This is a genomic window from Pseudomonas sp. B14-6 (assembly GCF_013260315.1).
GTDB classification, from domain to species: Bacteria; Pseudomonadota; Gammaproteobacteria; order Pseudomonadales; family Pseudomonadaceae; genus Aquipseudomonas; species Aquipseudomonas mandelii.
The window spans coordinates 5,967,433-5,993,883 of sequence record NZ_CP053929.1 but is presented as its reverse complement, the minus strand read 5'-3'; the positions used below and the strand labels follow the sequence as shown (position 1 = coordinate 5,993,883).

Genomic DNA, 26,451 nt, shown 5'->3' with positions numbered 1-26,451 from the left:
GCCGTCAGGCGTTGTGCTTACTTCTCGACGAACGCACGCTCGATCAGGTAATCACCCGGCTCGCGCATCCGCGGCGAAACTTTCAGGCCGAAGCTGTTCAACACTTCGCTGGTCTCGTCGAGCATGCTCGGGCTGCCGCACAGCATGGCGCGGTCGTCCTGCGGGTTGATCGGTGGCAGGCCGATGTCGCTGAACAGCTTGCCACTGCGCATCAGATCGGTCAGGCGACCTTCGTTCTCGAACGGCTCGCGTGTCACGGTCGGGTAGTAGATCAACTTGTCACGCAACGCCTCGCCGAAGAACTCGTTCTGCGGCAGGTGCTCGGTGATGAACTCGCGGTAAGCGACTTCGTTGACGTAACGCACGCCGTGGCACAGGATCACTTTTTCGAAACGCTCGTAGGTTTCCGGGTCCTGGATGACGCTCATGAACGGCGCCAGGCCAGTACCGGTGCTGAGCAGGTACAAATGTTTGCCAGGCTTCAAGTCATCCAACACCAGGGTGCCGGTAGGCTTCTTGCTGATGATGATCTCGTCGCCTTCCTTCAGATGCTGCAACTGGGAAGTCAGCGGGCCATCAGGCACCTTGATGCTGAAGAACTCGAGATGCTCTTCCCAGTTCGGGCTGGCAATCGAGTAAGCGCGCATGAGCGGCCGGCCGTTGGGCTGTTGCAGGCCGATCATCACGAACTGACCGTTCTCGAAGCGCAGGCCCGGATCGCGGGTGCACTTGAAGCTGAACAGAGTGTCGTTCCAGTGATGAACACTGAGGACACGCTCGTGGTTCATGTTGCTCATGTACGTGGGACTCCTGGAGATTTTGCCTGCGCCGCTGATGTGCGCAATTGCATCGCATTCTAATGGCAGCGACAATATCTGTTAAATGGATTATTAAGATAAGGGTTATCGGTTATATAGATATGCGATTTACTCTCCGTCAACTTCAAGTATTCGTCGCCGTCGCCCAGCAGGAAAGCGTATCCCGTGCTGCCCTGACGCTCAACCTTTCGCAATCGGCGGCGAGCACCTCGATCACCGAGCTAGAGCGTCAGTGCAGCTGCCAGCTGTTCGACCGCGCCGGCAAACGGCTGAGCCTTAACGCCCTCGGCAAACAGCTATTGCCACAAGCTGTGGCACTGCTCGACCAAGCCAAGGAAATCGAAGACCTGCTCAACGGCAAGTCCGGTTTCGGCTCCCTGGCCGTCGGCGCGACCCTGACCATCGGCAATTACCTGGCCACCTTGCTGATCGGTAGCTTCATGCAGCGCCATCCGGAAAGTCAGGTGAAGCTGCATGTGCAGAACACTGCCAACATCGTGCAGCAAGTCGCGCACTATGAAATTGATCTGGGTCTAATCGAAGGCGATTGCAGTCATCCGGACATCGAGGTACAGAGCTGGGTCGAGGATGAGCTGGTGGTGTTCTGCGCGCCGCAGCATCCGCTGGCCCAGCGTGGCAGCGCGAGCATGGAAGAACTGACCCACGAGGCCTGGATTCTGCGGGAACAAGGCTCTGGCACGCGGCTGACCTTTGACCAGGCCATGCGTCATCATCGCAGCGCGCTGAATATCCGACTGGAGCTGGAACACACCGAAGCGATCAAGCGCGCGGTGGAATCAGGCCTGGGGATTGGCTGTATTTCGCGTCTGGCGCTGCGCGATGCGTTCCGCCGCGGCAGTCTGGTGCCGGTGGAGACACCGGATCTGGACTTGGCGCGGCAGTTCTATTTCATCTGGCACAAACAGAAATATCAGACCTCGGCGATGCGCGAATTCCTCGACCTGTGCCGCGCGTTCACCGCCGGGGTTCAGCGCAGCGACGAGATCGTGCTGCCCAGCATCGCTTAAAGCAGAATCACCGCCCACACCAGCCCGATCATGCTCAACGCCACGAATTGAGCGGCGCTGCCCATGTCCTTGGCGTTCTTGGACAGCGGGTGCAACTCAAGGGAAATGCGGTCGATGGCCGCTTCCACTGCCGAATTCAGCAGCTCGACGATCAACGCCAACAGGCAGACCGCGATCAGCAATGCCTGCTCGACACGACTGACGTTCAGAAAGAACGAAAGCGGGATCAGGATGACATTGAGCAACACCAGCTGCCGAAAAGCCGCTTCACCGGTGAAGGCTGCGCGCAGGCCATCCAGCGAGTAACCGGAAGCGTTGAGAATGCGTTTGAGGCCGGTTTGGCCTTTGAAAGGTGACATAGAGTGGGCAACTGACCAAAAAGGAGTGGGAAAGCTAGATCAACCAAAGTCAAAAAAGCGTGAAGATGCCAACGCTTAGTGGCTTGAAATTGACTCAAGTTGTTGCAGAAGCAACGCCGCCTGGGTGCGAGTGCGCACATTCAGCTTGCGGAATATAGCCGTAACATGCGCCTTGATCGTCGCTTCGGAAACGCTCAACTCATAAGCAATCTGCTTGTTCAGCAGCCCTTCACAGACCATGGTCAGCACCCGGAACTGCTGAGGTGTCAGGCTGGCAAGGCCTTCACTGGCTGCCTTGGCTTCAGCGGAGACACTGACGGCTTCGAACGCCTGAGGCGGCCAGAACACATCGCCATCGAGCACCGCTCGCACGGCTTTCTGGATGACGCTCAGGTCACTGGATTTGGGAATGAAGCCGCTGGCGCCGAATTCACGGGACTTCACCATGATCGAGGCCTCTTCCTGAGCCGACACCATCACCACCGGGATCTGCGGGTATTGACCGCGAAGCAGCACCAGCCCGGAAAAACCGTAGGCCCCCGGCATGTTGAGGTCGAGCAGTACCAGGTCCCAGTCAGACTTTTCGTCCAGCCGGGTTTCCAGTTCGGCAATGCTTGCCACTTCCACCAGACGGACATCCGGACCCAGGCCCAGGGTCAACGCTTGATGCAGGGCGCTACGAAAAAGAGGGTGGTCATCGGCAATCAGGATTTCGTATGTGGCCATTTTTCTAATGATCCTGTTTTCAAACAACTCAAGGCACAGCCACGGAGCTGCACCAGCAGGGCACGTTCAACGCCAATTACGTGGCTATCACGCAAAGAATACGGCGTATCAAACTTTGGCCGCGCCCTAATCGGCGCCAAGCATGCCCAGCGAAACCGGGGTGGTCAAGGTGCATGGCCGGTACAGTTCTTTGCAGTATGGGCGACAATCAGCAGGCCACCGGCGCCGCGTTCTGCACGAAAGGCATCAGTTCGGTGTGGGCCGGCGTTGCCACGTTCATGTCCAGCTGATGTTTCGCATCAAGGTAATGCTGGCTGAACACGTCGAAATAAGCGTCCAGCGCCGAGGCCGCCTCGGTATCGCCCGCCAGATCAAGGCACAGTGCCGCCACTTCGGCGGTGCACAAGTGCTCGCTGCGGGTCGAGCGGCGCAACCGGTACCGTGACAGCTTCTCGGGCAACAGGCTCAGAATCGGCAACCGATCAAAGTAAGGGCTTTTGCGGAAAATCTTCCGGGCTTCGGTCCAGGTCGCATCGAGCAGAATAAACAATGGCCGCTTGGTGCTATCGGCTTCGACCGTGTTCGTCACTCGCTCAGGCTCGACGTACTCACCCGGAAAGACCAGATACGGTTGCCATTGCGGGTCGGCCAGCAACGCCAGCAACTGCGGATCCGTTTCCGTGCGTGACCAGATAAAGGCATGGTTGTCGCGCACCACATCGGCGATCAGCCAACCGGTGTTGCTCGGCTTGAACACTTCTTTGTTAGTCATGATCAGGCACACGCCGGAGCGGGCCTCAACCTGCGGACGCCAGGCGCACAGGCAGTGACTCTCGATCACGCGGCAGGCACGGCAACGCGGCGCCCTCCAGCCACGGGCCTGGATCGGCTTGATGCCCTCCTCCTCTCGCTCGTCGCGCAAGCGGGCGACGGCGTTTGCAGCAAAGGTTGGGGTTACAGGGCTCATCGCAGGCAGCACCGGAGGGGAAATCGACACGAATAACGCTCGGCAAGTCAGAAAGTGGCGGCAGTTTATCAGAGCGGCCGGCGCAAGCCTGTACCGTCCAGGCCTCGTCCCCTATAATTCGCCGCCACTGAACGCACAGTCATGTGACGGGTCGAACCATCAGTCACTGAACCAGGAGAGTTTCATGCTGCGCCTTATCGTTCCCACCGCTGCCATTTTGCTGGCGTCGTCCTTCAGCGCTCAGGCTGCGTCCTTGAGTGAGCAGAATCTCAACAGAGAACTGCGAAACGTCGCCACACAAAGCAGTGTCGGTACTCCACGGGCGATCAACGAAGACATTCTTGATCAGGGCTACACCGTTGAAGGCAACACGCTGATCAACCACCTGAGTGTACAAAGCAGCCACGCCAACAAGATGCGCGCCGACCCCAAAGCCGTGTATTTCCAGCTGGGCGCCTCTGTGTGCAACAACCCATCGTTCCGTAAACTGATGGCCAAGGGCGCAGTCATGCGCTACGACTTTACTGAAGTGAAGACCAACCGTTCCGTCGGCTCCGCCAGCTATCAGGAATCGGATTGCCCGAAAGCAGCACCGGCCAAGAAGAAGTAATCATCGGGAATTTGCGCGCCGCTGTTCATCCTCGGCGCGCAGTTCTGCCACCAACGCCTGCAAGTATCGCGAACGCCGCTCGGCGCCTTCCAGACGCCGGCAACACTCCTCCTCAAGACTCAAATGATTGGTCTCGGCGGATGACTTCAGTAATCGATACAGATGCGTATCGATTTCCAGAATGACTCTGGCCATAGCTTCCAGCCTCCCTGCACCTCGCCCCTTTTTGAGCGAAAAATCCTTAAACCGCTTGAACCGTGCGCCCTGCCTTTGACGCAAAGTTGTCGTGTCATGCCTGTAACTTAGTAAATCAGAGCGCGAGGCCTGCGGCTTGCGTTCGGACGAACGGTGAATTCACCTTGCAAATCGTCAATAAGCGGTTGCCAGGAAAGACTTTGCGGCGCAATGATCAAGGCAGCGAGAATCTCTGCAAGGGTCTAGATTCAGAGTGTTCACGATCACTTTTCAGGGCAGGAAAGGGGCTGCCCATCGCGTGTCTTGTTGTGCGAACGTTTCTTTCATCCAAGGGAAAAACAGAGCCTGTATGGACGACTCGAACCGAGTCGAGTGGAGCGCCCAGGCATGGGCTTGGGCAGACAGCGACACATGAAGTGTCGCGGCGCTGACGACTGTTTTGTCGGTGCCAAGGGTTCTGTGCAGAAGGAGAAGTTGAATGCCTTACCAACCGAATGACCTCCTGAGCCGTCATTTCGAAGAAAGCGGCCACGACCTCATCAGCAAGGTCGAAGAGCAACTCAACCTGGTTTCACCCAACAGCCCCAACACTCCGATTTACCGCGACATGATCCTGACCGTGCTGCGCATGGCCCAGGAAGACCACAACCGCTGGAACGCCAAGATCACCCTGCAAACCCTGCGCGAACTGGAGCATGCCTTTCGTGTGCTCGAACAGTTCAGGGGGCGACGCAAGGTCACGGTTTTCGGCTCGGCGCGCACACCGATCGAACACCCGCTGTATGGCCTGGCCCGGGAACTCGGCGCGGCGCTGGCACGCTCGGACCTGATGGTCATCACCGGTGCCGGTGGCGGCATCATGGCGGCGGCCCATGAAGGTGCCGGTCTGGAACACAGCCTGGGGTTCAATATCACCCTGCCCTTCGAGCAGCATGCCAACCCCACGGTTCAAGGCACCGCCAACCTGCTGCCCTTCCACTTCTTTTTTACCCGCAAACTGTTCTTCGTCAAGGAAGCCGATGCGCTGGTCCTGTGTCCAGGTGGTTTCGGCACCCTGGATGAAGCACTCGAGGTGTTGACGTTGATTCAGACCGGCAAAAGCCCATTGGTGCCGGTAGTGCTGCTGGATGCGCCGGGCGGCAAGTTCTGGCAAGGCGCGCTGGACTTTATTCATCATCAACTGGAGGAAAATCGCTACATCCTGCCCACCGACATGAAGCTCGTGAGCCTGGTCTACAGCGCCGAAGAAGCGGTAGAGCAGATCAATCAGTTCTACGGCAACTTCCACTCCAGTCGCTGGCTCAAGCATCAGTTCGTGATCCGCATGAACCACAAGCTCAGCGACCAGGCGCTCGAACACATGCAGGAAGCGTTCGCCGACCTGTGCCTGAGCGATCACTTTCATCAGCACGCCTATAGCGGCGAGGAGCACGATGAAGCGCAGTTCAGTCATCTGGCGCGACTGGCCTTCAACTTCAACGCCAGGGATCATGGCCGCCTGCGGGAATTGGTGGACTATATCAACCTGCCGGAAAACTGGGCCGACTCCAAACCCCAGGCGCAACAGCGCACGCGAGAGCCGTCCAAGGTGACGTGAGGCAAAATCGAGGCAAAAAAAAACGGCCCGCTATCGAAATAGCGGGCCGTTTTTATTCAATCATCCATTCCCCGACCGCTGAACAAGCGGCCGATCATTTCCATGGAATATCCCCGATAACTCAGGAAACGCCCTTGCTTGGCACGTTCCCGAACGTCTATCGGCAGATGCCCGGCAAATTTGCGCCGCCAGGTATCTTCCAGTTGCTCCTGCCAATTGATACCGCTCTCGCGCAAGGCGAGTTCGATGTCGTTACGTTGCAGGCCGCGCTGACTCAGTTCTTCACGAATACGCAAAGGGCCGTAGCCGGAGCGCGCACGGTAGGAAACGAAGCTTTCGAGGTAACGGGCTTCGGACAGCAGGCCCTCTTCCGTCAAACGGTCGAGTGCTGTGTCAATCATTTCAGGGAGAGCACCGCGCTGACGCAGTTTACGCGTCAGCTCGACTCGACCGTGCTCGCGTCGTGCGAGCAGGTCCATGGCGGTTCGCCGCACTGCGACGAGTGTATCGAGTACGGCGGTCATCGGATCAATCAGATATCAGCGTCAGCCAGGTCATCAGCCGTCTCTTTGACTGGCGATGCTTTGACGTCCGGCGCCGGGGTCAGCAACTTGTCACGCAGTTGCTTCTCGAGCTTGGCGGCAATTTCCGGATTGTCTGCCAGGAACTTGGCCGAGTTGGCCTTGCCCTGACCGATCTTGGTGCCTTCATAGGCATACCAGGCGCCGGACTTCTCAACGAAACCGTGCAGCACGCCCAGGTCGATCATCTCGCCGTTGAGGTAGATGCCCTTGCCGTAAAGAATCTGGAACTCGGCCTGACGGAACGGCGAAGCCACCTTGTTCTTCACGACTTTGACGCGGGTTTCGCTACCGACGACTTCATCACCTTCTTTCACCGCGCCGGTACGACGGATGTCCAGACGAACCGAAGCGTAGAACTTCAACGCGTTACCACCGGTGGTGGTTTCCGGGCTGCCGAACATCACGCCGATTTTCATACGGATCTGGTTGATGAAGATTACCAGGCAGTTGGCGTTCTTGATGTTACCGGTGATTTTACGCAGCGCCTGGGACATCAGACGGGCTTGCAGGCCCACGTGCATGTCACCCATTTCGCCTTCGATTTCAGCCTTCGGAACCAGCGCGGCCACGGAGTCGACGATGATCACGTCAACCGCGTTGGAACGCACCAGCATGTCGGTGATTTCCAGGGCTTGCTCGCCGGTGTCCGGCTGGGAAACCAGCAGGTCGTCGACGTTGACGCCCAGTTTGCCGGCGTACTCAGGGTCGAGGGCGTGTTCGGCGTCGACGAATGCGCAGGTCGCGCCGGCTTTTTGAGCCTGGGCGATCACCGACAGCGTCAGCGTGGTTTTACCGGAGGATTCAGGACCGTAGATTTCAACGATACGACCTTTTGGCAGACCGCCAATGCCGAGCGCGATGTCCAGACCCAGAGAGCCAGTGGAGATAGCCGGGATCGCCTGACGGTCCTGATCGCCCATACGCATTACGGCACCCTTGCCGAATTGACGTTCGATCTGACCCAGGGCCGCAGCCAAGGCTTTCTTCTTGTTGTCGTCCATTAAAGTCCTCACGTAATCAATAAGGCCTGACGGCCAACACCTGTATAAGTAGCCAGTATTATTCCACAGCGTTTCAGGATCGCCTACCCCTGATTTGAGATTTCTCCAGCGGCATGACGCAGCAGCCCCTCTAGCGCGGCCTTAACCGTTTGTCGGCGGACCTCATCGCGGTTACCGGCGAAGTGCTGCACCTCGCTGAACACCTGCTCACCGACGCCCCAGGCCAGCCAGACCGTGCCGACCGGTTTGTTCGGCGAACCGCCATCGGGGCCGGCCACACCGCTGACCGCCACGGCAAAATGCGCCTGACTTTTTTCCTGAGCGCCGCGAACCATCGCCTCGACCACCTCGCGACTGACGGCGCCGACCGTTTCGAATAATTCGGGAGGCACGTTCAACTGCTCGGTTTTCTGTCGGTTGGAATACGTCACATAACCGGCCTCGAACCACGCCGAACTCCCCGGAATGCGAGTGATCGCCTCTGAGATCCCGCCGCCGGTACACGACTCGGCTGCGGCGACGTGGGCATTCAGAACCTGCAAGCGCCTACCAAGTTCAGCGGCCAGTTGAGTGATTTCTTTCACGGTCATCTCCTGAGCGAGCGGAATGAGCACTACCGTACACGAGCAGATTGCGCTTGCAAGGCACAGGATCGGTCAAAATGTTATCGAGCGATGGCTCTGACATAGGCCTGGCAAGCCTGCAAGGCAATCAGTCCGCTGTCGCCGGCATCGGTGATGGCGATAATTCGTTGAGCATGCGCCGGGTCAAGTCGGGCTCGCGCCGCTCCATGATCCACGCCGCCGGCGCCGGAGGTGGCTGACATTGAACAGCCTGAGGCAGCGTCATTGGCATCGAGGAGGACTGACAAGCGCACATCAGCAGTGGCAAGACGATCGCGCAGGCGACCTTGATCACGTTGGGCATCGCTAAGCGCTCGGTAATGGGTTTGTTCGCTGGCCGACAGACGCTGCTCCAGCGCCAGACGCTTGTCCTGCTCGGCCTGTTGCTGCGTGGCGGCGGCCAGCGTCAGCTGATTCAGTGCCTCGGCATGCAGCCTGGCCAGCTCCGCGAGTTGCCGGCCATAGCGCCAATCCTGAAAGTGCCAGGCCAGCGCCGCCGATCCGCCGGCCAGCACTGCCAGTAACACAACAAGGCCGATTGCCCGGTAAGAAACCGGGATCAGACCGAAGGCTGGCATAGCACCGCCCTCGCCCGCGCCCACAGCTGCAGACGATCTTGCAGACCGTTAAGCCCACCGTTGATGCGGCGGGTGATGCTGTTGAACTGATCGCGGTCGGCCAGTTCATTGAGGCCGTTTTGCTCCCAGAACCACGCGGCTGATTCGGCGGCCCATTGGGGTTGTTCCAACAGTTCAGGCAGCGACAGCAAACGTTCATCGCCAAACAGGCCGAGGCTGCACTGGCGATAGTTGTAGTGCCCGGTAATCTGGATCAGGCCCCGACCGCGGTATTTCTGCCCGTCACCGTCGGCTTCCAGCGTGTTGCCCAAACGCAAGGCCAGAGTGCCGGTGTCGTATTGGCTCAAGTATTGGCTGTTGCCCAATTCACGCACGTACTGCAACTGCCCGGATTCATGGCCGACTTGTGCGAGGAACGCAGCGATGCGTTTCGCCGTATTGATACTTCGATGGATCATGGCGCTGTTAAGGGCAGAAATGAAAACGCCCGCTTGGGAGCGGGCGTTAGGAAATATTTGTCGTAACTGAGCTGAAGTGAGAGACATGGGTCATGTTCCATTGGCCGTTGTTTTTAACCAGACAGGCGCCAAGGGTTTGCTGGAGTCTTTTGGAAAGTTGGCCGTTGAGGGCCAGTCACGCAGATCCTGCCGGTAATCCAGCAGTTCATGATATTGATCGCTGTTCAAGGTCATCGGAGTGCCCGCCGCTTGCTGATCGCGATCACGGTCGACCAGCCATTGGCTGGCGGCCAACGCTTGATCCCGCCAGGCTCGAGCAACAGTCTCTGGTTCGGGTTTCGCTTCTGAAGCACCGTCCAGAATCACAGGCAACGGCACACCACCGCTCGCCAACCATTGCTGATATTCATCCCAGAAACGGTGATGAAGGGGAACGGTTGCCCCGTCAGGCAGACGGATGACAGTGTCCGGATCTTGAGTAAGTTGATAGCTCATATGAAACCTCCTTAAAGTTCGGCGTCGGCGGTGACGTGGATGTAGTACGACTGAGCGATCAACCCGATATCGGAGTTATCCACCCAGACGCCGCGAGTCGAAACCCCAAGCGCCCGCGCATTAGCCGATGACATATCGTCACTTCCCGAACGCCATTGCCCAGCAACTCCCTTTGACGTGGTGGTATACAAACTGAGACTTGGAGTACCTCTCTTTTCAACCTTGAAAGTCCACTGAGCCAAGGGCTGTGAGGCGAACCCTGTTTGCCCCTGTTTCACTGTGGATATCAGTGCACCGTAGGGACCTGTCACGGTGCCCGGCGGCACATCCTGACTGTAGGTTTTTTCGTAATAACGCTGGCACATCATCAACTCATCGCCCGGGCTACGGAGCTCGAACGGCGTTGACACTCGCCCCTCTTCCAACTGAACCTGCGCCAGGTCAATGACTTGCAAAACATTCATAGGCAGGTCGAAGGACAGCCGCAGAAAGTCATTACCACTACTTCCTAATGACTTACCCGCCAAGGACGGAACTTGAATCGTTGCACTGTATCGGGACCACGAAGTCTTGAGTTGAAAGCTGCCCACCGGCGTCACCGTATCCACGCTACCGCCCGCACCGAAATACTGTGCGATCGTCACATTGATTTGACGCGCCGTGTCGGCCTTGGCCCAGAACGTCAACGTCGCGGCTCTTCCCGCCAAGGTCCTGACCGATTCGATAGCCTGGGAGATCTTATGTACGCTGGCGCCAACTCCCGCGGTGATTTGCTGCCAACGCATAAAGTAACGGGGTTCATTGGGGACCTCGGTCTGACCCAGTGCAAAATTCTGCCTGGAAATATTCACCCCGGCGCTCCCGTTCCAGTCGCAACGAAAACGGTCAGCAATATAGGCCCCGGTGTAAGGTCCCAAGTTGGCTGTCCCGCGCTGCCAGATATCGAAGTTGCCATTAATCAGCAGGTTTTTGCGATAAACCTGTACAGGAAAATTCTGTTGCGGGTCGAGTTTCGCCAACTCCTTAATGGCCAGGCTCAACTGATCCGTTTGATTTTCGGAAGGCATCAGTCCGGCAGCTGTGATGGTGTTGACGATTTCCTGGGTGACGGCATTGCCCCAAGTGGCAGGAATCAGGGAACCGGGGGTTCCGGCGACCGGGTTTTCATCGACAAATTGGCCGTTGACCAGCCCCGCGCTGGTTACGCTTTTTGGATAGTCCATCTTATCTACTCTGGTTGTAGGGCATAGAGGCTGTTGGGGTCACTCGGTCGAACCTGGAAGTTGCGGCCAGTCAATCTCAGCTGGAAAGGTTGCTTGCCGTTCAAGACGATTCAACTCAACGCTGTAGAGCTTCCACTCCATCAATGCCAGTTGCTCATCATGAGTGGCGTCACCCATATCTTCGGCATATTGAAGAGGGGCTATGCGCAAGACCGCGTCACCAAGCAGTGCGTCGCGCTTGGCCAGCAACTGATTCCTCAAATCTGCCAACCGCGCCTGTTCGTCCAACTCCCAGGTGTTATCGCGCCAGATATAAAACTCTCCCGGCCACGGAGCAGTAGTAAAGGTGTCGGGCAACTCCCCGAGTTCATTCCAGACCTGCCGGGCTCCACCTTCTTTGCAATAAACCACGCCACGCCGGTCAATCACTTCGCGCGGAACATCATTGACCAGCGCCCAGCTACGGCCTTGTTCCGCCGGAGGTAATTCAAATGAAAGCTCCACGGCATTACCAGGAAGTTGAATGCCGATACCCGGCGTCACAAAAAACTCGACAGGCCCGGACAAGGCCCCGAGTTATCAATCAGATAATTAAACATGGACACCTCAGATAAGTTTGATGCGGCCGGGATAGGCGATGTTGCGAGGGCGGGATTTGAAGGCGAAAAGCAAGGTATTGGCAGCATCCATTTGGTAAGAGGTGCCCGCAGGGTAGATAGGACCACCGTTGCTTAACCCCGATACATACTGAATTTCCTCACGGGTATCTGCGCCAAATGCGGCCAGGCTATCGGACCATCGCGAACCCACCGCACCGCCACCGTTAGCCCCTTGTGCATAGGAATGGATCGAGCCGCGCTGGAAGGCACCCATGGCCCGATCCGTATCAACGCCACGTCCTTCGTCCAGAACCCTCAAGAACTCCCCGCGGTTTTCAGGACCACGAAACGTCAACGCACCATCACCACTGGTCCACTTGCCTTCGTTGCCCACTCGCGCAGCCTCGGAGCCAAGCATTCCCGATTGTTGGGCGTGATCCCACAACCAAGGCCATTGCGCACGGTTCATGACCGTACCGTTGAGCGCCCCATAGCCACCGGGGCTGAGCAACGTGGTGGTTTCGAAAAACGGTCGACCCAAAGGGGTATTGTCAAACCGCCCCACAGGCCACCAACTACCGGCGCCATCGCTGCGCAAATGCCACCAGTCGCCGCCACCCATCAACACCAGGAACGTGTAACCGGTCGCAGATAAATGGGTGTGAAATCTGATGCGATCAGTGCCGGCAGCCTGGATAACCAGTCGGTTGCCGCTGTTGTCCACGCGTCGCACAATGACGTCGCGAACGCCCATGGCAACGTTGGCCGGCGCAAGCGTGATAGTGGCGGCTCCGGAGCTGGCGTCAATCAACACCAGACCAAGTTCTTCTGGCACCAGCATTTTCGATGCAGCCAGTCGGGTGACCACCGAGCGCATCGGACTGGTCACGCCGATAATCGCCTGGATCGCCTTGAGCAACTGACCGTTGTCCGCTTCCGACGCGGCCATTCCGGCCCCGGCCACAACACCCAGAATCTCTTGCGTAACTGCGTTGCCCCACACCGCCGGAATCAAAGATCCCGGCGTACCGGCCACCGGGTTTTCATCGACAAACCGGCCGGCCACCAATCCGACACTGGGGATGCTTTTTGGATAATCCATCGTTCTGCTCCCTGTAATAAAGTCCTGCATGGCCATGGCACAACGGCAATGCAGGTCATGTTTGAAAAAAAACAAAAACACCCACGGAAGGGTGGGCGTTGGGTACAGCGGATATTTCGAATGGATTAGCCAGCGAGGTCGTTCGCCACAGCACGTATTGCGGCAATCGCGTCTTCACTGACTTGATTGGCGAGATCGGTTTTACCCTTGGCGATATGAACTTTGATTTGTTCTTTCGCTTTCAAACGAAGGGTTCGAAGTGTCAGCAGCCCCTCCTTGAATCGAGCTGCCTTGGCAATGATCTGATCTACCGCCTGCCTGGCGGTACGTCCTTTGACGACCCAGGCAGACACCGAGAGGGGCACCGCTTTTTTCGGATAGCCTTCGTCTATGTAAGCCTGAGCCTCGGCAGCGGCTTGTGCGTATTCCATGGCCTTGAGCGGATCACCGGCCAGAGCATTGCGCGCATAGTCCGCCGCCGCATCAACTCCGGCGCACAGGCGTTCGATGTTCAGCTGTTCCATTAGCGCGACTTTCGAAGCATCCGGCACCCACTTTTCTCCATCCCATGCGTGCGCAACAGAAGGTTGTGGGGGACGAAGTCCGTCCTCGAATTGATGAAGCTCTTGAATAACGTTCATCGAATCAGCTCCCAGGAAAAACTGATATTGACAGCGGCACTGAAATTGACCGCGATACCCGAAACATAGTCAGTCACGGGATGGTTCTTGATGCCCATGCTGAACAACAGTTCATCGCTGACGGCACTGGTCGAACCCAATGTGTGTTCCGCCTGGTAGGACTGCCACAACGAGCGTAATTGCGAATGGTCAAAACTGGCGGTCAGGGTGGTAACCGTTACATCGTTGACAAAGTTATTGGTGAAAATCGTACACGGCAGCGGTGTTGTCCAACCGCCGTCATGGTTGGAGCTGGTCGTCAGCGCCGGTGAGAGAAAGCAGTAGTTGCCACCCACCCAACCCGACAGCGCAAAAGCTACACCGGAGATATCCGTCGACGAGGGCGTCGGGTTACCGACGATCAGGCGTGCCGAACGCGCATGGGGATCGAGAGGTAGATAAATGGCGCCTGTGCCATTTACGGTTTGTGTCCAAGTGAGTCGCGAACGGTTGTAAATAGGGAACACTGACGGCACCGATCCAGGTGTGCTGCTAATGATCCAGGCGAGACACATGTCCAGCGGAGTCGATTGAAAACCGCCTCCCCCCGCCCCATCTGGCGTGCCTTTCAAGGAAGCGGGGGCAAGGTCATACAGACTGCCGCGCTGGGTATAGAACTTGAGCACACCCCCCACCACCTGAGCCCTCAAGAAATACCAGGCATTCGGCAACATCTCCGCACTGCTCCAGGCCTGGGTGGTAAACGTGCGTAACCGTCCCAACTGCCCCGCCACCACTTCCTGGCCCAGGCTGACCAACACCCCGGCCGGAATTGACACTTTCCCGCCGCTGGTAGACACCGCCATCGGAGTCACCGACAGACGCCCGTCAGCTGTAGCCACAGTGGGTGTCGGCAGCGAGCCAATCGGCAACGCTGAATCGAGATTCCAGCCCTTGGCCGAAACGCTCTGAATGGCTTGCAGCAATTGGTCATACTTCGTCTCGTCCGGTGTCAAATCTCCGGCCTTAATCACGTTCACAATTTCCTGCGTCACCCCATTGCCCCAGCTTGCCGGAATCAGTGACCCCGGCGTCCCGGTCATCGGGTTCTCATCGATAAACTTGCCGTCCACCAACCCGGCGCTGGGCACTTTCGTTGGAAAATCCATCTCTCTACTTCCTAGTCATAATTGATGTGCACCTTGGTATGCGCCGGGGCACTGCGGTGGATCAGACATTCCAGGGCAGAGCCCGGGTTCATGCCGAAGCGTTCGCCCCAGTAACTGGCACCGAAACGTCGACCGAGCAACAAACGCCCGCCAGTGTTGAGCGTCCACATGAACTGCACCTGCCATGTGCCAAAATGCGCCGCACCGAATCGTGCGCGCCCCATCCGCGGGGCTTCGTGTTCGGTGATGGTCGCGTTCGGGTAGCCTTGAGTGCGGGCGATCTCGATGTAGTAGCTGACGGCCTGACTGCCGACCGCGAGCAGTCGGCGGCGCACGGCAAGTCGTCGGTCGTCGAACAGCGGCGTGGCGCCAAGACACGGGTCGGGCAGGTTCATCACTCGCTCCCAGTCCGGCACCAGTTCGCTGACGCCTGCCGGGTCCATCTCGTTGAGCAGGTCGGCGGCGCGAGCGTCAAGGCGAGCCAGTTCCTGAGACACGCCTTCGAGGACCTCCTCGAGTTCCGGCACTCGTTCGGGATCCCAGGCCGGGCCGCTGGGCAGCAAACTGCGCAGTTGCGCCTGGTACTGCGCGGCGGTTCTGATCACTGCCATACGCACCCCCGAAGGTCAGCAACTGGTTGACGGCGGCTTGCACATTGGCTGACGGACTGGCCAGTACATGATCGCTTTCACCCGTGGCGCTGCTGATCGCTTCACGGATGTGGCTGATCAGCAAGGTGTCACCCAGGCCGGCTTCGCGGTTGTGCAGATCGCGCAGTTGCGCCTCGACAGCGGCGCGGACAGCGCTGGTATCGGGCGTCAGACTCAGTTGATAGGTGACTGGCTTTTGTACCGGTGGCAACACGTGCAACTCGGCGGTAACCGGGCGCAGCGGTTCGATGTAGGCCTGGACTTCAGCCAGTTGCACGGGGGTGGGCAACGGTTGTGGATCGTCATCGCGCATGATGAACAAGCCAACGGTGCCTGGGCCCAGGTAACTGCCGCGGCACCAGGCACGGGTGACCCCGGGAAATTCCAGCGCCCAGGTTTCGTAATCTTGCGCCGAACCACCATGGGGGATGATGCGATAGGAACTGATCACCCTGGACCGCAGGGACTCCAGACTTTCCTGCGCGACACCACCGATCAATCCCGGAGCCTCAACAGTGAAGCTGCTGCCGACAATGCCCAGAATCGGCTGCACCGGAATCAGCGTCAGGCCGGCGTCGGCATTGCCCAGGCTGCCAGCGTCGAGCGCTGCGATGGTCGTGCTGTTGAGGCCATTGCTGGTGGTGCGTGAAGCGGTGACTTTATACGTGCGACCGTCGCTCGATTGCAGCAACGTGTCGACGTCCAGCACAGCACCGGCGCTGGCGGTAAAACTGACACTGCCCGTCGCCGCTTGCGCCGCTTTACGTGGCTGGTTCAGGCGCAATGCGGCGATCCGTTCCAGCGTCGACTCATCGGCTTTGTCTGGCAGAATCTGCTCGGCAATCCAGTCAAGGTAGCCATACAGACCATAAGCCGCGCCGCCGAGGGTTCGGGCCAGCACTTGCGCATCGGACTGGCGCAGCGAATCGCTGGCCAGGTCGCTTTGGGCGCGTTTGATCAGCACCGGCAGCGAAGGAGTTTCAAACGGCATAAATCACCTGCCAACTGTTATCAGGATTGATGTCCAGGCGCTCGCCGTCGGCCAGGGTCAGGACCGTGCGCAGGCTCAGGCGCTGGGCGTCGAGGCGTTCGCTGATGATGTCGATGGCGCTGCAATGGCCGTCATCGAGCAGCCATTGCAAGGCTTCACGGGCATAGAACTCGGCGTCCATCTGGGTCTGGCGGGTCAACTTGACCCGGCGCAGCAGCCACAGCCGCGAGCCGATCCGGTCGTCCGCCACTGTCGGAAAGGTGTCGCCCCACCAGCCGAAACGTTCTTCGTCATCGAGGGCATCGTCATCGGCGGCGCGGCGCCAGGTGAACAGGCTGATCAGCACTGAACGGGTCAGCGCGGCGTGGAGGTTCTGACTGATGAACATCACTGCCCTCCTGCCGGTACACCGGTCTGGCCATTGCCCGCCTGCACGCCGACGTGCACGTGCTTGATCTGGCTGATGCCGCCGGCAATCTGATCGCCAGTGGAGACGACCTTGCCCGTCTGATTGATCACCGGCGTGTCGATGTTTACGGCGGTACTGGCGCGGATGTTCAGGGTCGCGGTTTCGATGTCGATGACCCGCCCGCGCTTGAAGTGGATCTTGTCGCCCTCGTCGGTGTAGATCGCCACTTCGCCCTGGGCCAGGGCCTTGAGGCGATAGCGACGGTCGGCGACCACCAACACGATGGCGTGGGAACGGTCACCGCCCAGAAACGTGGCGATACCTTCGGCGCCGGCCAGCGGGTTGCTGGTGAAACCGTAGGGTTCAAAGTGCTCCATGTCGTCGTTCACTTCGCCGGCGGTGAGGCGCATTTGCAGCGATTGAAGCTTGGTGGCCGAGTTGGCGAGCACGACGGTGCCGCGCGCCAGGAGGCGTGTCAGTAGGCTCATTGGGTTTCCTTCGGATAATCGGGCCGAACGCGATCATTCACAGAATGGGCCGCACGGAAGATCCGGCGCCAAGTTCAGGCTTTCTTGGGCGGCGCGGGGTTGGCGTCGAACGTGTGAGGTGGCGCGACTTGCAGGGTTGTGATTGAGCCCTGCTGCGAAAGCGAGTAAGTGACCTTGGAAATCAGCATGTCGCCATCCACTTCCAGCACCGGATCCTTGACCCGCACCAGTGTGTTATGTCGCCACAAATCGCCGTTCGCTTGCCGCCAGCCTTGCACTTGATAGGTCGTGGTCAAGGCCTTGCCCATACGGGTGGCGCTTTCCCAATTGGCCCTTTGCAGGGCCAGTTCTGGGGTGATCTGCATGCCTTCATTGATCACCGTGGTTCGCCGTCGCTTGAAGCCAAGGTCCGTGGAAACCGCCTCGACCTCGCTGACCGCCGCCCCGCTTTTCTTGTCGTCACCCTTCTGCTGGCCAATCACCCGGTATTCGGAAAACACCTGGCTGTAGTCCGTCGGCGCGTTGGCCGAGAGAATGTTCTTGCCCAACTCCAGCGCTTCACTGGCACGCCCACCGCTGCCCGGCCGAGCGAGCACGACCCGGCCTTGCGCATCATCGGTGGAAAACACTCGGAACAACGACAGCAATCGGTCGATGGACTGGAAAACCGTCTCGCCGGGCACAATGGTGTGACTGTCTCGCCGAGCCGTTTCCGGGATTTCACTGACGACATAACCGCCGTAGGTCGAGACCAGGTCTTGCACGATTCGCAGCAGCGATTGCTGGTGCCACTGGTTGGGTTTATTGGTCGCGGCACAATCCACCAGGTCCTGGGTCTTTGAGCTGCCTTCAATGCTCAGGCTGATGCGTTGCCCGTCATAGCTGATGGGGGCCTTGAACACATAACCAGTCAGCACCAGATCACTGCCGATGCGCACTTCGCAGGGTGCGCCGGGCTGAATCCGGCGCACCTCGGTCTGCCCCGGCCATTGCCAGGTGATGTCGAGTTTGAAGGTGCGGAACTGACGCTCCAGGTCCGCCGTGATTTCTACGCTTTTCCACCCGCCGTATTCCAGATTGTCGACGGTCAGCGTGACGCGGTTATCCTGCTCGTTCATGGCTACTCCCCGGAGATCTTGAGTTCGCGCGGCGGGAGAAAGCCTGGGTGGACAATGCCGTTGCGCTGAGTCACTTCCAGGACCCGAGTGGCGTCAGCCACCTGTCTGTAGATCGCAACCAGCGCCGGCAGGCTGTCCTGAAAAGACTTGCTCACCAGCCTGATGCCAGACGATGCAACGGCCTTGAGGTGCGCTTTCAGCTTCTGGCGCAGATCAGCCGCGGCCTGATAGTGCGCAGGATTGGCCTTGTCCTCGACCAGTTTGATCGCCTCTTCAATTTCCTTGAGCGCCCTTTGCACATCATCAATCACCGGCACCTCCGGGCGGGTGACCGGCTGCTCTACCTGCAGATCCAGCGGTGACGGAGAAACCTTCACCGGCAACGTCGCAATCGGCAACAAGGCCACCCATTTGGCGGCCTGCACCACCAAGGCATCCTGCACCAGGTTGGTCAGTGCCTGAGCCGCGGCCATGGTGTCTTTGCCGGTAGTCAGCTTCGGTGCATCGGCCTTGCGGATCGCTTCGACCTGCTGGGAGACGTTGGCAATCACGCCACGATACCCCTCACGAGCGAAGTCCTTGAGCTCCTTGATGTCGCCGAGCAACGCCTTGAACTCCGCCGCTACTTCCTTGGGCAATTCCTTCACGGCTTTGACCAGGTCGCTGATCTGGCGGTATTGGTCGATCAACGGTTGCAGCTGTTGCTGGATCACCCCGTAGATGTCCTTGATGCTGTTGCGCAGGTCGGCAATGCCGATCCGCGCCGCCTGGATCAGGCTCATGGCATCTTCGAAGCGCGCCACCGCCGAGCCCAGGAAAGTGTCCGCGGACGCCAGCAACAGTTTCTGTGTACTGATCGCCGCGACCGGAAACGGCACCGGCACATCCGGGTAGAACTTCAGGGCAAACGTCACCAACCCGCCGTCCTGGCGGGTGTGAGTCATGTCGCATTCGCCGACCTTGACCTGTAGCCGTCCGAGCCACGGATGGACCAGCTCGCCACTGCCCTGCTCCAGCGCCTTGAGCAACTTGTCGCGCTGCTCCAGGCAATCGGGGCCGACGATGAACGCCATCAGATCGTGAATCTTCGCCTGTTGGCCAAGGCCTTCGAAGTACGGCAGGTCTCGCTGCGGATACTCGTGCAACTGGCCTTTTTGGCCGACCGGGGATTTCGCCTGATCAACCCAGAATCCGACACCCCGAAAGGACGCCGGCATCAAACGATCACGCCAGCTCATTGGAACCTCCAAGTGAAAGTGAGCGGTAGCCGATGCGCGAAGTGAGCGCCAGCGCCGGTTGATTGGTTTGTGGTTGATCGGTGCGCATGCCCGCCGGCGCATTTTCGAAGCGCACGGTCAGGCCGCCTTCGAGTTGCGTGCGGTTGTTGGTAGCGGTTTGCTGGATCAGGGCGCTGGAGTGTTGGGGGAGATTGCCGGACGACACTGAAGTCGCTTGCGGGGCCGGCGTGTTCTTGCGGAAGAACGAAGGCGCCAGGCCATTTTCGCCGTCAGCACCTGGCTTGCCACTCTGCTCGGTGACACTGTCAACGTTGCCGGTGATTGTCGCGACAAAACCGGAAAGGTTGCCATCCAGCAGCGCTCTGATTGGCCCTATCACAGCCTGTAGTTTCGCCGACAAATCCCTGAACCAACCCAAAAGGGGTTCCCAGTTTGCTGTGAACTGGTCCTTGGGCGACCAACCGAATAGCGACTGGAACAGGTCTTTTACTGTCTGTAGCGGGCCAGTCAAGGATTCCCACAAACCGGCAAAAAAACCTTCCACGCCTTCCCAGCAAACGCGGACCCGTTCCTGCGCCGACCAATCGAACAAACCTTTGAGACGGTCCGCCACCGGCGCGCTCAGTGCCCAGATGACGTCCCATAGCGCAGCGAAAACACCCGCCACCGGTTGCCAGGTTTCTTCGATGAGCGCCTTGGGCGACCAGGTGAACACTGACTTGAGGGTTTCCAGCCCCGCAACGACACGAGCGGTAATGCCGTCAAAGACATCGGTATAGACGCCGACGACCGCGCTCATCGCCTTGTCGATTTGCCCTTTTGGCGACCAGTCGAAGTACGATTTGAGTGTGTCCAGCCATCCGGCAACTGTGTTGATCAAGTTGTTACCGACATCGTTGTAAATACGAACGACCGCCCCAATCGCCTTGTCGACCTGCTCTTTTGGCGACCAGTCAAAGTAGGGTTTGATTGTGCCCAGCCATCCGGCAACCGTGGTGGTGACGCTGATACCGGCTTCGAAGAAGGCAGACTTCACCTCATCCAGTGACTTGCGGGTGAAGGCGCCACCCCTGTCTATGGCGCCGGACATATAGTCGCCCGCTTCATTCCAATATTTCTTCACAACTTCACCCGGCTTCCAGTCGAACAGTGCCTTGACCCGGGTAATCGCAGCGTCGGACTCACTTGAAATGCCTTGCCAGAGCCCGGTGAAAAATCCTGAAATCGGCTGCCAGTTGTCCATTATCAATCGGGCGCCGATAACGAGGACCGCGACGACCGCCGCGACAGCAGCGGCAATCAAGCCAATCGGCGAGGTCAAAATGCCCATCACCGTGGCCAGGCCCATCGCTGCCACCGTGACAACGGTGAAAGCCACCGCGGCGGCGGCCAATCCTTCCACCAGATAAGGGTTGGCCGCCACAAACTCGCCGATAGAGGTCATTACCGGCGCGAGCGCAGTGACGATGCTGTTGAGGGCCGGGAGCAATGCCTGGCCGACTTTCAACGAAATGTCATCCAGCGCCTTGTTGAATTTGGCGAGGTTGGCGGACGTTTCCCCGAGGCCGACTTTGGGGACTTTGACCCCTTTGAGACTGCTGGCCTTTTTCGCCAACTCATCCTGAAACGCGATCGCTTTTTTGATGCTGTCCTGAAACGGCTTCAGCAAACCGCCGCCGGAGATAAATCCAGAGAGATCCAGCGGCTTGAGACCGCTGTCCTCCATGCTCTTTTTAAACGATGCGACCTTGCCACGAATGCCCTTCAGCTCGGCGTCCAGTTTCTTGGCGCCCTGCATCACCACGATCATGTTCACCGTGGCCTGGATATTCGTCTGGCTCATGTTTATCTGTGTATTCGCCATCACTGCACCTGCTGCATCGCATTGATCCGTTGCGCGTGCTCCAGCGATTCGCGGAGCACATCCAGTGGCCTGGCCATCATCTGTTCGGGGTCAACCTTCCAGAACCAGGCCAGGTCATAGGCGACTGCGATCAGGTCGGTGATGGCGCCGACGCCGCACTCATGAAAAAACTGGCGACGGCCCAGCTCAGCGCGTTGAGGTCAGCCAGGTCCAACTGGTTGACCGACGACGGCGGGATGCCGGCGCAGATCGCGATGTATTTGGCCGCGACGTCCATGTCCAGGCTCACTTCTTCGCTCTTGTCGATCTTGTACGGCAGCGCCTTTATCGCTCGAACTTCCTGCACCGTCGGACGGCGCAGGTTGAGTTCGGTCAAGGGCTCGCCGTGAGCTTCGATCGCAACCTGAAGCTTCACGGCGCCGCTCATTGCCAGGTCCCCTTGATGCCTTCGAATTTCAGTTCGATGGTGGCGTCATCGCCCTTGGAGGCTGGCTCTTCAACCAGATAGGCACCGGCCAGCACGTAGACTTTGCCGTTGCTGAACTCGCAGGTGACGGTCATGTCGGAACCGGCTACCAGCTGTTTGAGCGGGAAGTCCGCGGTGTGCAGCGCTGTGACTTTAAACGACGGTGCGATATCGGTTTCCTTGTAGAAGCCGGGTACGACGGTTTCCCGTTTCACCGCCATCAGAGGCGCTTCGCAGCCGCCGTTGATGGTCAGTTGAGCGCCGTCCACTTTGACGTAGCAGGTGCCTGCAATCAGTTGACCCATGGTGTTTCTCCCTTCAAATAAAAAGCCCACGCGCGGTGGGCTGAAATCACACAGTCTTTACAGTCAGAGAACGGCAGCGATCACGCCGCGTCGTCGTACTGCAGACGGAATTGGTTGAGCAGCGCGAACACGCGCAAGCCGTTGATGTAATCCGGCGGGAACAGCACGTTGACCCGGCTCGGGTCCTGCACGTCGCGCTCGACGATCAGGTGCTGGGCGAACAGCTCGGCGTTTTCGACGTGGCCTTCCAGTTCGAGCTTGGCGTACTGGGCAATCAGCTCACCGCGAATAGTGCTCGGGGTCACAATCGGCTGGCCGGCGCCGAAACGGGTGCCGTCGGAAGCCAGTTTGTGGCGACCGTACTTGCTGGTAATCACGCTTTGCAGGCGCCGCACAATGAACGCCGACTGGTGCATGGTTTCGCTGTCCAGGTAGGAATTGTCGGCTTGGCCGTAGGCATTCTTCTGGTAGGTGGTGATCGAGCGCTGAATGCGCACGTAGCCGCCTTCGTAGTAGGCAGTGGCGATGCCGTAGTTCAGCAGCGACTGACGCTCAGTCAGGGTAAAACGTTCGCTCGCCGGAGCCGGATCGAGACCTGGCAGGCTACCGCTTTGAGTCGGACGACTGGCATCGGCGGAGATGAACACCGACGTGCGTGCAGCCAGTGCAGCGGCCTGAACCCAGAACGGTTGCGGTACGCCCGGTTCCAGCGCCTGAATGGTCATGTGCTGATCGTTACGCGCCTGACCAGCGGCAACCAGTGTTCCGATAGTGCCGCGCTTGGCGCTGTAGACGTGACCGAACAATTGCTTGGCCCAGGACCAACGACCGGTGCTGTCATCCATGACGGCTTGCCAGGTGTTGAGGGTCGACAGGTCCGACCACGGCATGCAGATGAACTCGAACGGCTCATCGCCCAGCGCTGCCACGGCTCCAACCTGATCCGGGACCCCGGCGCCGCCGGTCATGGCGGTGATTGCCGAGGTCAGGCCGGCCGGCGTTTCTTCGCCATTGCTCTTGCCCAGGCGATTGAATTGCAGGCTGATGTCGTTGCCGCTGTCGCCGGTCCACTTGGCACTCAGGGTCACGACACCTTCAGCCGCGGCGGCGGTGACCGGCAGATCGGCAGCTGCGTTGATTTTCAGCGCCAGCGTCGTTGCCGCTTGAGTCGCCGTCGCGCCGTTGACGATGGCCGCTTGAACGCGAACGCCACCCACATAGAGGTTGAGCACACCGCTTTGGGTGGCCGCGCCAGTCAGGGTCAGCACGCCTTTGGCAATGCTGCCTTCTGTGTTGTGCAGCGGCAGACACCAGATCTCGCCGACCGGATCGGTCTTGCGAAACGTCTCGTACATAGAGGCCAGCATCGAGCCTTGGCCACCGATGCTTTTGGCCAGCGCCACGCTGGACACCAGCACCAGCTTGCCGACGTCGGCCGGCGCAATGTTGTCGTTGACCTGGGCGACGATCAGACGGCGCATGGCCGAGGATGCGCTATTGGCCGTCGAGTTATCCATCTCGGCGTAGAACAGCGGAACACGAATGTCCGCGGGGATGTTGCTGAATCCGATCGCCATTATTGGGCTCCCTGTGGTTTTGCCGCTTTCACGGCTTTGGTAGTGATATCGCCATCAGCCAGACGTCGACGCCACCAGGCGTTGTCCGGCACTTCACGGCCCTCGAGGGGCAACAGATCGCCCGCTTCCGGGTCGGGCACGGCACGGCCTGGGGCCGGCAGCACGGTGATGCGTTTGCTCATGGGGTTACGTCTCCAGAGAAAGTCAGTTCCAAGCGCCCATCGGGCCCCGGGCGTTTCAGATTGGGGTCCGCCGGATCGATCGCATCGATCCGCACCGTGACCCCGGTAAAGGACGACAAGCCGTCCAGTTCACGTTCGTGCCAGCTCTCCGCAGGCTGACCAGGCAGATTGCGGCCGAGCTGGAACTCGGTAAAAAAGCGCAGGCGATACAGCGCACGGCTGCTGTTAATGGAAACCAGTTCGCCACCGTCATACGCGATGGCCTGGTAGTCGCTGCCGGGCTTGAAACCCACCAGCGCACGCCACAGCTCGGCCCGCAGGTCGTGCATCAGATCCAGCGCTTTTGTAGCGTCCGTGGTGTCGAGCACCAGGGTCACTTCAAAGTTGTCGCGGATCGGTTGCAGGTTCAGGTTCTGCGCCACGCTTTTGCTCGCCAGATCGGCGATCGGTACGACGTAGGCGCAAGGGGTTTGCAGTGGGTTGTCGGCTTGCAGTGTGGTGAGGTCGATGCCGGCGGCCACGCGATTGGCGAGGGTTGGGCAGTGATCACGCAGTTGCGAAATCAGTGGAGTGATTTTCATGGGTTTTCACCGGGCATTAAAAACCCGCTGAGGGCGGGTTTGATTCAAAGGTACTGGCCATGGGAAACCCGCGTCCTTGAGGGTCGGATGCCGGTCGGCACCGCTGCTCGCCAATCCATTGGTCTTGGGTTTCAGTGATCCTGGCGAGAATCGCGCGGCGGCACTTCGCAAACGCCAATCCGCTTGGCTGCCCAGCGCTCATAGAGACCAATGGCCACGTCCGCCCCGGCCATCGCCGTCAGGCAGCCAAATGCGCAAGCGGCCCAGATCGACACGCCGGCGGCATACAGCAGCATGATGGCCGAGACCCCGCAGATCACGCAGGCCCCGGAGCGCAAGGCCAAACGCCGAAGCAGTGACCAGCCGCGGGCACCGTCCTTGTCGGCGCGCCACATTTCGCCGGACACCCCGCCCACCAGGGCGAGGACGATGACAAGCCAGATCGGCATGTCCAGCAACGCTTGTTGCTCGTTTGTCATGTCACGCCTCCCGGGGTGATTGATGTGTGTTTTTTTCAAACGGTGTCTCTTGAGGTGCCTAACGATAGGTAGGCATTCCAAAAAGCCCGGAGCGTTCCGGGCTTTTCAGTAATGCGGTCCTGCTGACTTTTCGGCGCTACTGGCGCGGTACGAGTCCATACAGATTGTTTTTCCGACCGCGGTCCCTGCCCGCCGGATAACTGCTTCTGGTGCTTTACGCTGCACACCCGGGTCAGTTGCCAACCCTCTGAACCGTTGAGGCCGGTTCATCGCTGCCTTTTGTGGTGGAACTAAAGAGCTTCGTTTCGAGCTGCTTTGTTGAGCGGCTTGAGACAAAGAATATGCATGGATGCATATACAGTCAATGCGAAAATGCATTTATTTATGCACTATAAATGCACTGGCGCATGAAAGCCCTGCAAACAAAGGCGCTGACGGTTTGTGGCAGGCGAAAAAAAACCCGCTCGGTGGCGGGTTTTATTGCAGGGCGGTGAGGTTAACGGGCGTACATGCCCCACCAGAAGACGTGACCGAGGATGACGATTTGCTCTTCCTGGACTTCCTGAAAAGTGTAGTCCTCGTCCGGGTGTTCATCCCGATTGAAGCTGCGCAGGCGAATACCGGTCGGCAAGCGATAAAGCTGTTTCACCCGCAATTGGCCATTGTGATTGATGGCATACAAGTCGCCATCAATGATGTCGCCAATCCCGCACTTGCCCGCATTCACGCCAACGGTGGCGCCATCGCGCAGCACCGGCAGCATACTGTTGCCGCGCACCGTCACGCATTTGGCCTGATCGAATTGCACACCGTTATGGCGCAAGCTGCGCTTGCCGAAGCGCAGGCTAGAGCGCTCGCTTTCTTCGATGACGAATCTTCCTGATCCAGCAGCCAATTCAACCTCGCGAAGAAAGGGGACCGACACCTCGTCATCATCGACGGGCGTGTCGTCGTCCCACAGACTTATGTCCTTGAGTTCGGAATGCAATTGATCGCGCCCGGTATTGGCGATGGCAGCGACATCCGCGCGCCCGCGCAACTGATCGGTGCTCACAGCGAAGTACTCGGCGATCTTCGAAATGTGTTTATCCGAAGGGTCGACGATCTTCCCGCTGAGGATTCGCGAGAGAGTGGATTGAGGCACGCCGGTGCGACGGTGAAGCTCCGTGGGGGAGATCCCGTGCTGATCGAGCAGCGCTCTTAAGACGGTAGAAACATTGCGTTTTTGCATAACGGGCATAGTGCTTGAACTTTTTTCGGAAGACAAATGCTGATTCGCATAAATCATGCATAAACATTGGAAATGTGCGGCAGGGCTTTCATGCCTGCGTCCGGCAGACCGCTCATGTTA

General features: G+C 58.8%; 31 protein-coding genes and 2 pseudogenes. 3 read left to right on the top strand and 30 right to left on the bottom strand.

What is annotated here, in order from left to right; genetic code table 11:
* Positions 1–17: 17 nt before the first annotated feature.
* Positions 18–797 (bottom strand): ferredoxin-NADP reductase, encoded by a 780-nt coding sequence (gene fpr / locus HP062_RS27330; protein ID WP_003443014.1) that lies wholly within the window; start codon positions 795–797, stop codon positions 18–20.
* A 122-nt stretch (positions 798–919) separates the two neighbouring features.
* Here fpr and HP062_RS27325 point away from each other — a divergent pair, with 122 nt between their 5' ends.
* Positions 920–1,846, top strand: a complete 927-nt coding sequence (locus HP062_RS27325) for a LysR family transcriptional regulator (protein WP_010462700.1) — start codon at positions 920–922, stop codon at positions 1,844–1,846.
* Here HP062_RS27325 and HP062_RS27320 read toward each other — a convergent pair.
* The 3 genes from HP062_RS27320 to HP062_RS27310 form a co-directional block, all read right to left on the bottom strand.
* The gene (locus HP062_RS27320; protein WP_010462702.1) at positions 1,843–2,205 is read right to left on the bottom strand and encodes a diacylglycerol kinase; all 363 of its coding nucleotides are present in this window, start codon (positions 2,203–2,205) and stop codon (positions 1,843–1,845) included. The genes HP062_RS27325 and HP062_RS27320 overlap by 4 nt on opposite strands.
* A gap of 75 nt (positions 2,206–2,280) precedes the next feature.
* Positions 2,281–2,931, bottom strand: coding sequence for a response regulator transcription factor ErdR (erdR, locus tag HP062_RS27315; protein ID WP_010462704.1), 651 nt, complete (start codon positions 2,929–2,931; stop codon positions 2,281–2,283).
* 208 nt (positions 2,932–3,139) lie between these two features.
* Positions 3,140–3,898: a tRNA-uridine aminocarboxypropyltransferase gene (locus HP062_RS27310; RefSeq protein WP_145307539.1), complete on the bottom strand. Its 759-nt coding sequence runs from the start codon at positions 3,896–3,898 to the stop codon at positions 3,140–3,142.
* A gap of 184 nt (positions 3,899–4,082) precedes the next feature.
* On the opposite strand from HP062_RS27310, the gene HP062_RS27305 reads away from it, so the two are divergent.
* Positions 4,083–4,508 carry a PA3611 family quorum-sensing-regulated virulence factor gene (locus tag HP062_RS27305; RefSeq protein WP_008153984.1) on the top strand — a complete coding sequence of 142 codons (426 nt, stop codon included), beginning with the start codon at positions 4,083–4,085 and terminating at the stop codon, positions 4,506–4,508.
* Here HP062_RS27305 and HP062_RS27300 read toward each other — a convergent pair whose 3' ends face one another.
* A complete protein-coding gene (locus HP062_RS27300; RefSeq protein WP_010462709.1) occupies positions 4,509–4,703 on the bottom strand; it encodes a hypothetical protein in 195 nt (64 codons plus the stop codon). It lies immediately after the preceding gene.
* Between the two features lie 478 nt (positions 4,704–5,181).
* Between HP062_RS27300 and HP062_RS27295 the strand changes: the two genes are divergently transcribed.
* Positions 5,182–6,300, top strand: a complete 1,119-nt coding sequence (locus HP062_RS27295; RefSeq protein ID WP_083374902.1) for a TIGR00730 family Rossman fold protein — start codon at positions 5,182–5,184, stop codon at positions 6,298–6,300.
* 56 nt (positions 6,301–6,356) lie between these two features.
* Here the strand turns inward: HP062_RS27295 and recX are convergent, their stop codons facing one another.
* The 25 genes and pseudogenes from recX to HP062_RS27170 all read right to left on the bottom strand — a co-directional run bounded on the left by recX (position 6,357) and on the right by HP062_RS27170 (position 26,331).
* The gene (gene recX, locus HP062_RS27290; protein WP_010462714.1) at positions 6,357–6,824 is read right to left on the bottom strand and encodes a recombination regulator RecX; all 468 of its coding nucleotides are present in this window, start codon (positions 6,822–6,824) and stop codon (positions 6,357–6,359) included.
* A gap of 8 nt (positions 6,825–6,832) precedes the next feature.
* Positions 6,833–7,885 (bottom strand): recombinase RecA, encoded by a 1,053-nt coding sequence (gene recA / locus HP062_RS27285; protein ID WP_007907270.1) that lies wholly within the window; start codon positions 7,883–7,885, stop codon positions 6,833–6,835.
* Positions 7,886–7,968: 83 nt separating this feature from the next.
* Positions 7,969–8,469, bottom strand: a complete 501-nt coding sequence (locus tag HP062_RS27280; protein WP_010462721.1) for a CinA family protein — start codon at positions 8,467–8,469, stop codon at positions 7,969–7,971.
* 80 nt (positions 8,470–8,549) lie between these two features.
* Positions 8,550–9,086 carry a lysis system i-spanin subunit Rz gene (locus tag HP062_RS27275; RefSeq protein WP_172792341.1) on the bottom strand — a complete coding sequence of 179 codons (537 nt, stop codon included), beginning with the start codon at positions 9,084–9,086 and terminating at the stop codon, positions 8,550–8,552.
* A complete protein-coding gene (locus tag HP062_RS27270) occupies positions 9,068–9,631 on the bottom strand; it encodes a glycoside hydrolase family 19 protein (RefSeq protein WP_172792340.1) in 564 nt (187 codons plus the stop codon). The genes HP062_RS27275 and HP062_RS27270 overlap by 19 nt, the downstream gene beginning before the upstream one ends.
* A gap of 3 nt (positions 9,632–9,634) precedes the next feature.
* Positions 9,635–10,039: a phage tail assembly chaperone gene (locus HP062_RS27265; RefSeq protein WP_172792339.1), complete on the bottom strand. Its 405-nt coding sequence runs from the start codon at positions 10,037–10,039 to the stop codon at positions 9,635–9,637.
* Positions 10,040–10,050: 11 nt separating this feature from the next.
* Positions 10,051–11,262, bottom strand: coding sequence for a carbohydrate-binding protein CenC (locus tag HP062_RS27260; RefSeq protein WP_145307545.1), 1,212 nt, complete (start codon positions 11,260–11,262; stop codon positions 10,051–10,053).
* Positions 11,263–11,301: 39 nt separating this feature from the next.
* A pseudogene (locus HP062_RS27255) lies at positions 11,302–11,861 on the bottom strand (tail fiber assembly protein).
* A 7-nt stretch (positions 11,862–11,868) separates the two neighbouring features.
* Positions 11,869–12,963 (bottom strand): phage tail protein, encoded by a 1,095-nt coding sequence (locus HP062_RS27250; protein WP_145307549.1) that lies wholly within the window; start codon positions 12,961–12,963, stop codon positions 11,869–11,871.
* Positions 12,964–13,088: 125 nt separating this feature from the next.
* Positions 13,089–13,604 carry a phage tail protein gene (locus HP062_RS27245; RefSeq protein ID WP_145307551.1) on the bottom strand — a complete coding sequence of 172 codons (516 nt, stop codon included), beginning with the start codon at positions 13,602–13,604 and terminating at the stop codon, positions 13,089–13,091.
* On the bottom strand, positions 13,601–14,752 hold the full coding sequence (locus HP062_RS27240) for a hypothetical protein (protein WP_010462737.1): 1,152 nt from the start codon (positions 14,750–14,752) through the stop codon (positions 13,601–13,603). The genes HP062_RS27245 and HP062_RS27240 overlap by 4 nt, the downstream gene beginning before the upstream one ends.
* A gap of 11 nt (positions 14,753–14,763) precedes the next feature.
* Positions 14,764–15,363 carry a YmfQ family protein gene (locus HP062_RS27235; RefSeq protein WP_010462739.1) on the bottom strand — a complete coding sequence of 200 codons (600 nt, stop codon included), beginning with the start codon at positions 15,361–15,363 and terminating at the stop codon, positions 14,764–14,766.
* 4 nt (positions 15,364–15,367) lie between these two features.
* Positions 15,368–16,393 (bottom strand): annotated as a pseudogene (locus HP062_RS27230) (baseplate J/gp47 family protein); the annotation flags it as partial.
* Positions 16,383–16,781 carry a phage GP46 family protein gene (locus HP062_RS27225; protein WP_172792338.1) on the bottom strand — a complete coding sequence of 133 codons (399 nt, stop codon included), beginning with the start codon at positions 16,779–16,781 and terminating at the stop codon, positions 16,383–16,385. The pseudogene HP062_RS27230 and the gene HP062_RS27225, both read right to left, overlap by 11 nt.
* The gene (locus tag HP062_RS27220) at positions 16,781–17,290 is read right to left on the bottom strand and encodes a phage baseplate assembly protein V (protein ID WP_010462745.1); all 510 of its coding nucleotides are present in this window, start codon (positions 17,288–17,290) and stop codon (positions 16,781–16,783) included. The genes HP062_RS27225 and HP062_RS27220 overlap by 1 nt, the downstream gene beginning before the upstream one ends.
* A 74-nt stretch (positions 17,291–17,364) precedes the next feature.
* Complete coding sequence (locus HP062_RS27215; RefSeq protein ID WP_010462746.1) at positions 17,365–18,408, bottom strand: phage baseplate assembly protein; 1,044 nt, start codon at positions 18,406–18,408, stop codon at positions 17,365–17,367.
* Between the two features lie 2 nt (positions 18,409–18,410).
* Entirely contained in the window at positions 18,411–19,646 is a 1,236-nt protein-coding gene (locus HP062_RS27210) for a DNA circularization protein (protein ID WP_172792337.1), read from the bottom strand.
* Positions 19,633–21,456, bottom strand: a complete 1,824-nt coding sequence (locus HP062_RS27205) for a hypothetical protein (RefSeq protein ID WP_256666019.1) — start codon at positions 21,454–21,456, stop codon at positions 19,633–19,635. The genes HP062_RS27210 and HP062_RS27205 overlap by 14 nt, the downstream gene beginning before the upstream one ends.
* Positions 21,457–21,640: 184 nt before the next feature.
* Positions 21,641–21,937: a phage tail assembly protein gene (locus tag HP062_RS27200; RefSeq protein WP_172792335.1), complete on the bottom strand. Its 297-nt coding sequence runs from the start codon at positions 21,935–21,937 to the stop codon at positions 21,641–21,643.
* The gene (locus tag HP062_RS27195; RefSeq protein ID WP_109628232.1) at positions 21,934–22,281 is read right to left on the bottom strand and encodes a phage tail tube protein; all 348 of its coding nucleotides are present in this window, start codon (positions 22,279–22,281) and stop codon (positions 21,934–21,936) included. Before HP062_RS27195 ends, HP062_RS27200 begins: the two co-directional genes overlap by 4 nt.
* 80 nt (positions 22,282–22,361) lie before the next feature.
* A complete protein-coding gene (locus HP062_RS27190) occupies positions 22,362–23,858 on the bottom strand; it encodes a phage tail sheath subtilisin-like domain-containing protein (RefSeq protein ID WP_010462756.1) in 1,497 nt (498 codons plus the stop codon).
* A complete protein-coding gene (locus HP062_RS27185) occupies positions 23,858–24,040 on the bottom strand; it encodes a DUF2635 domain-containing protein (RefSeq protein ID WP_010462758.1) in 183 nt (60 codons plus the stop codon). The genes HP062_RS27190 and HP062_RS27185 overlap by 1 nt, the downstream gene beginning before the upstream one ends.
* Positions 24,037–24,621 carry a hypothetical protein gene (locus tag HP062_RS27180; protein WP_172792334.1) on the bottom strand — a complete coding sequence of 195 codons (585 nt, stop codon included), beginning with the start codon at positions 24,619–24,621 and terminating at the stop codon, positions 24,037–24,039. The genes HP062_RS27185 and HP062_RS27180 overlap by 4 nt, the downstream gene beginning before the upstream one ends.
* Positions 24,622–24,752: 131 nt before the next feature.
* Entirely contained in the window at positions 24,753–25,100 is a 348-nt protein-coding gene (locus HP062_RS27175) for a phage holin family protein (RefSeq protein ID WP_010462762.1), read from the bottom strand.
* A gap of 496 nt (positions 25,101–25,596) precedes the next feature.
* On the bottom strand, positions 25,597–26,331 hold the full coding sequence (locus HP062_RS27170) for an XRE family transcriptional regulator (protein ID WP_077748338.1): 735 nt from the start codon (positions 26,329–26,331) through the stop codon (positions 25,597–25,599).
* Positions 26,332–26,451 lie beyond the last annotated feature (120 nt).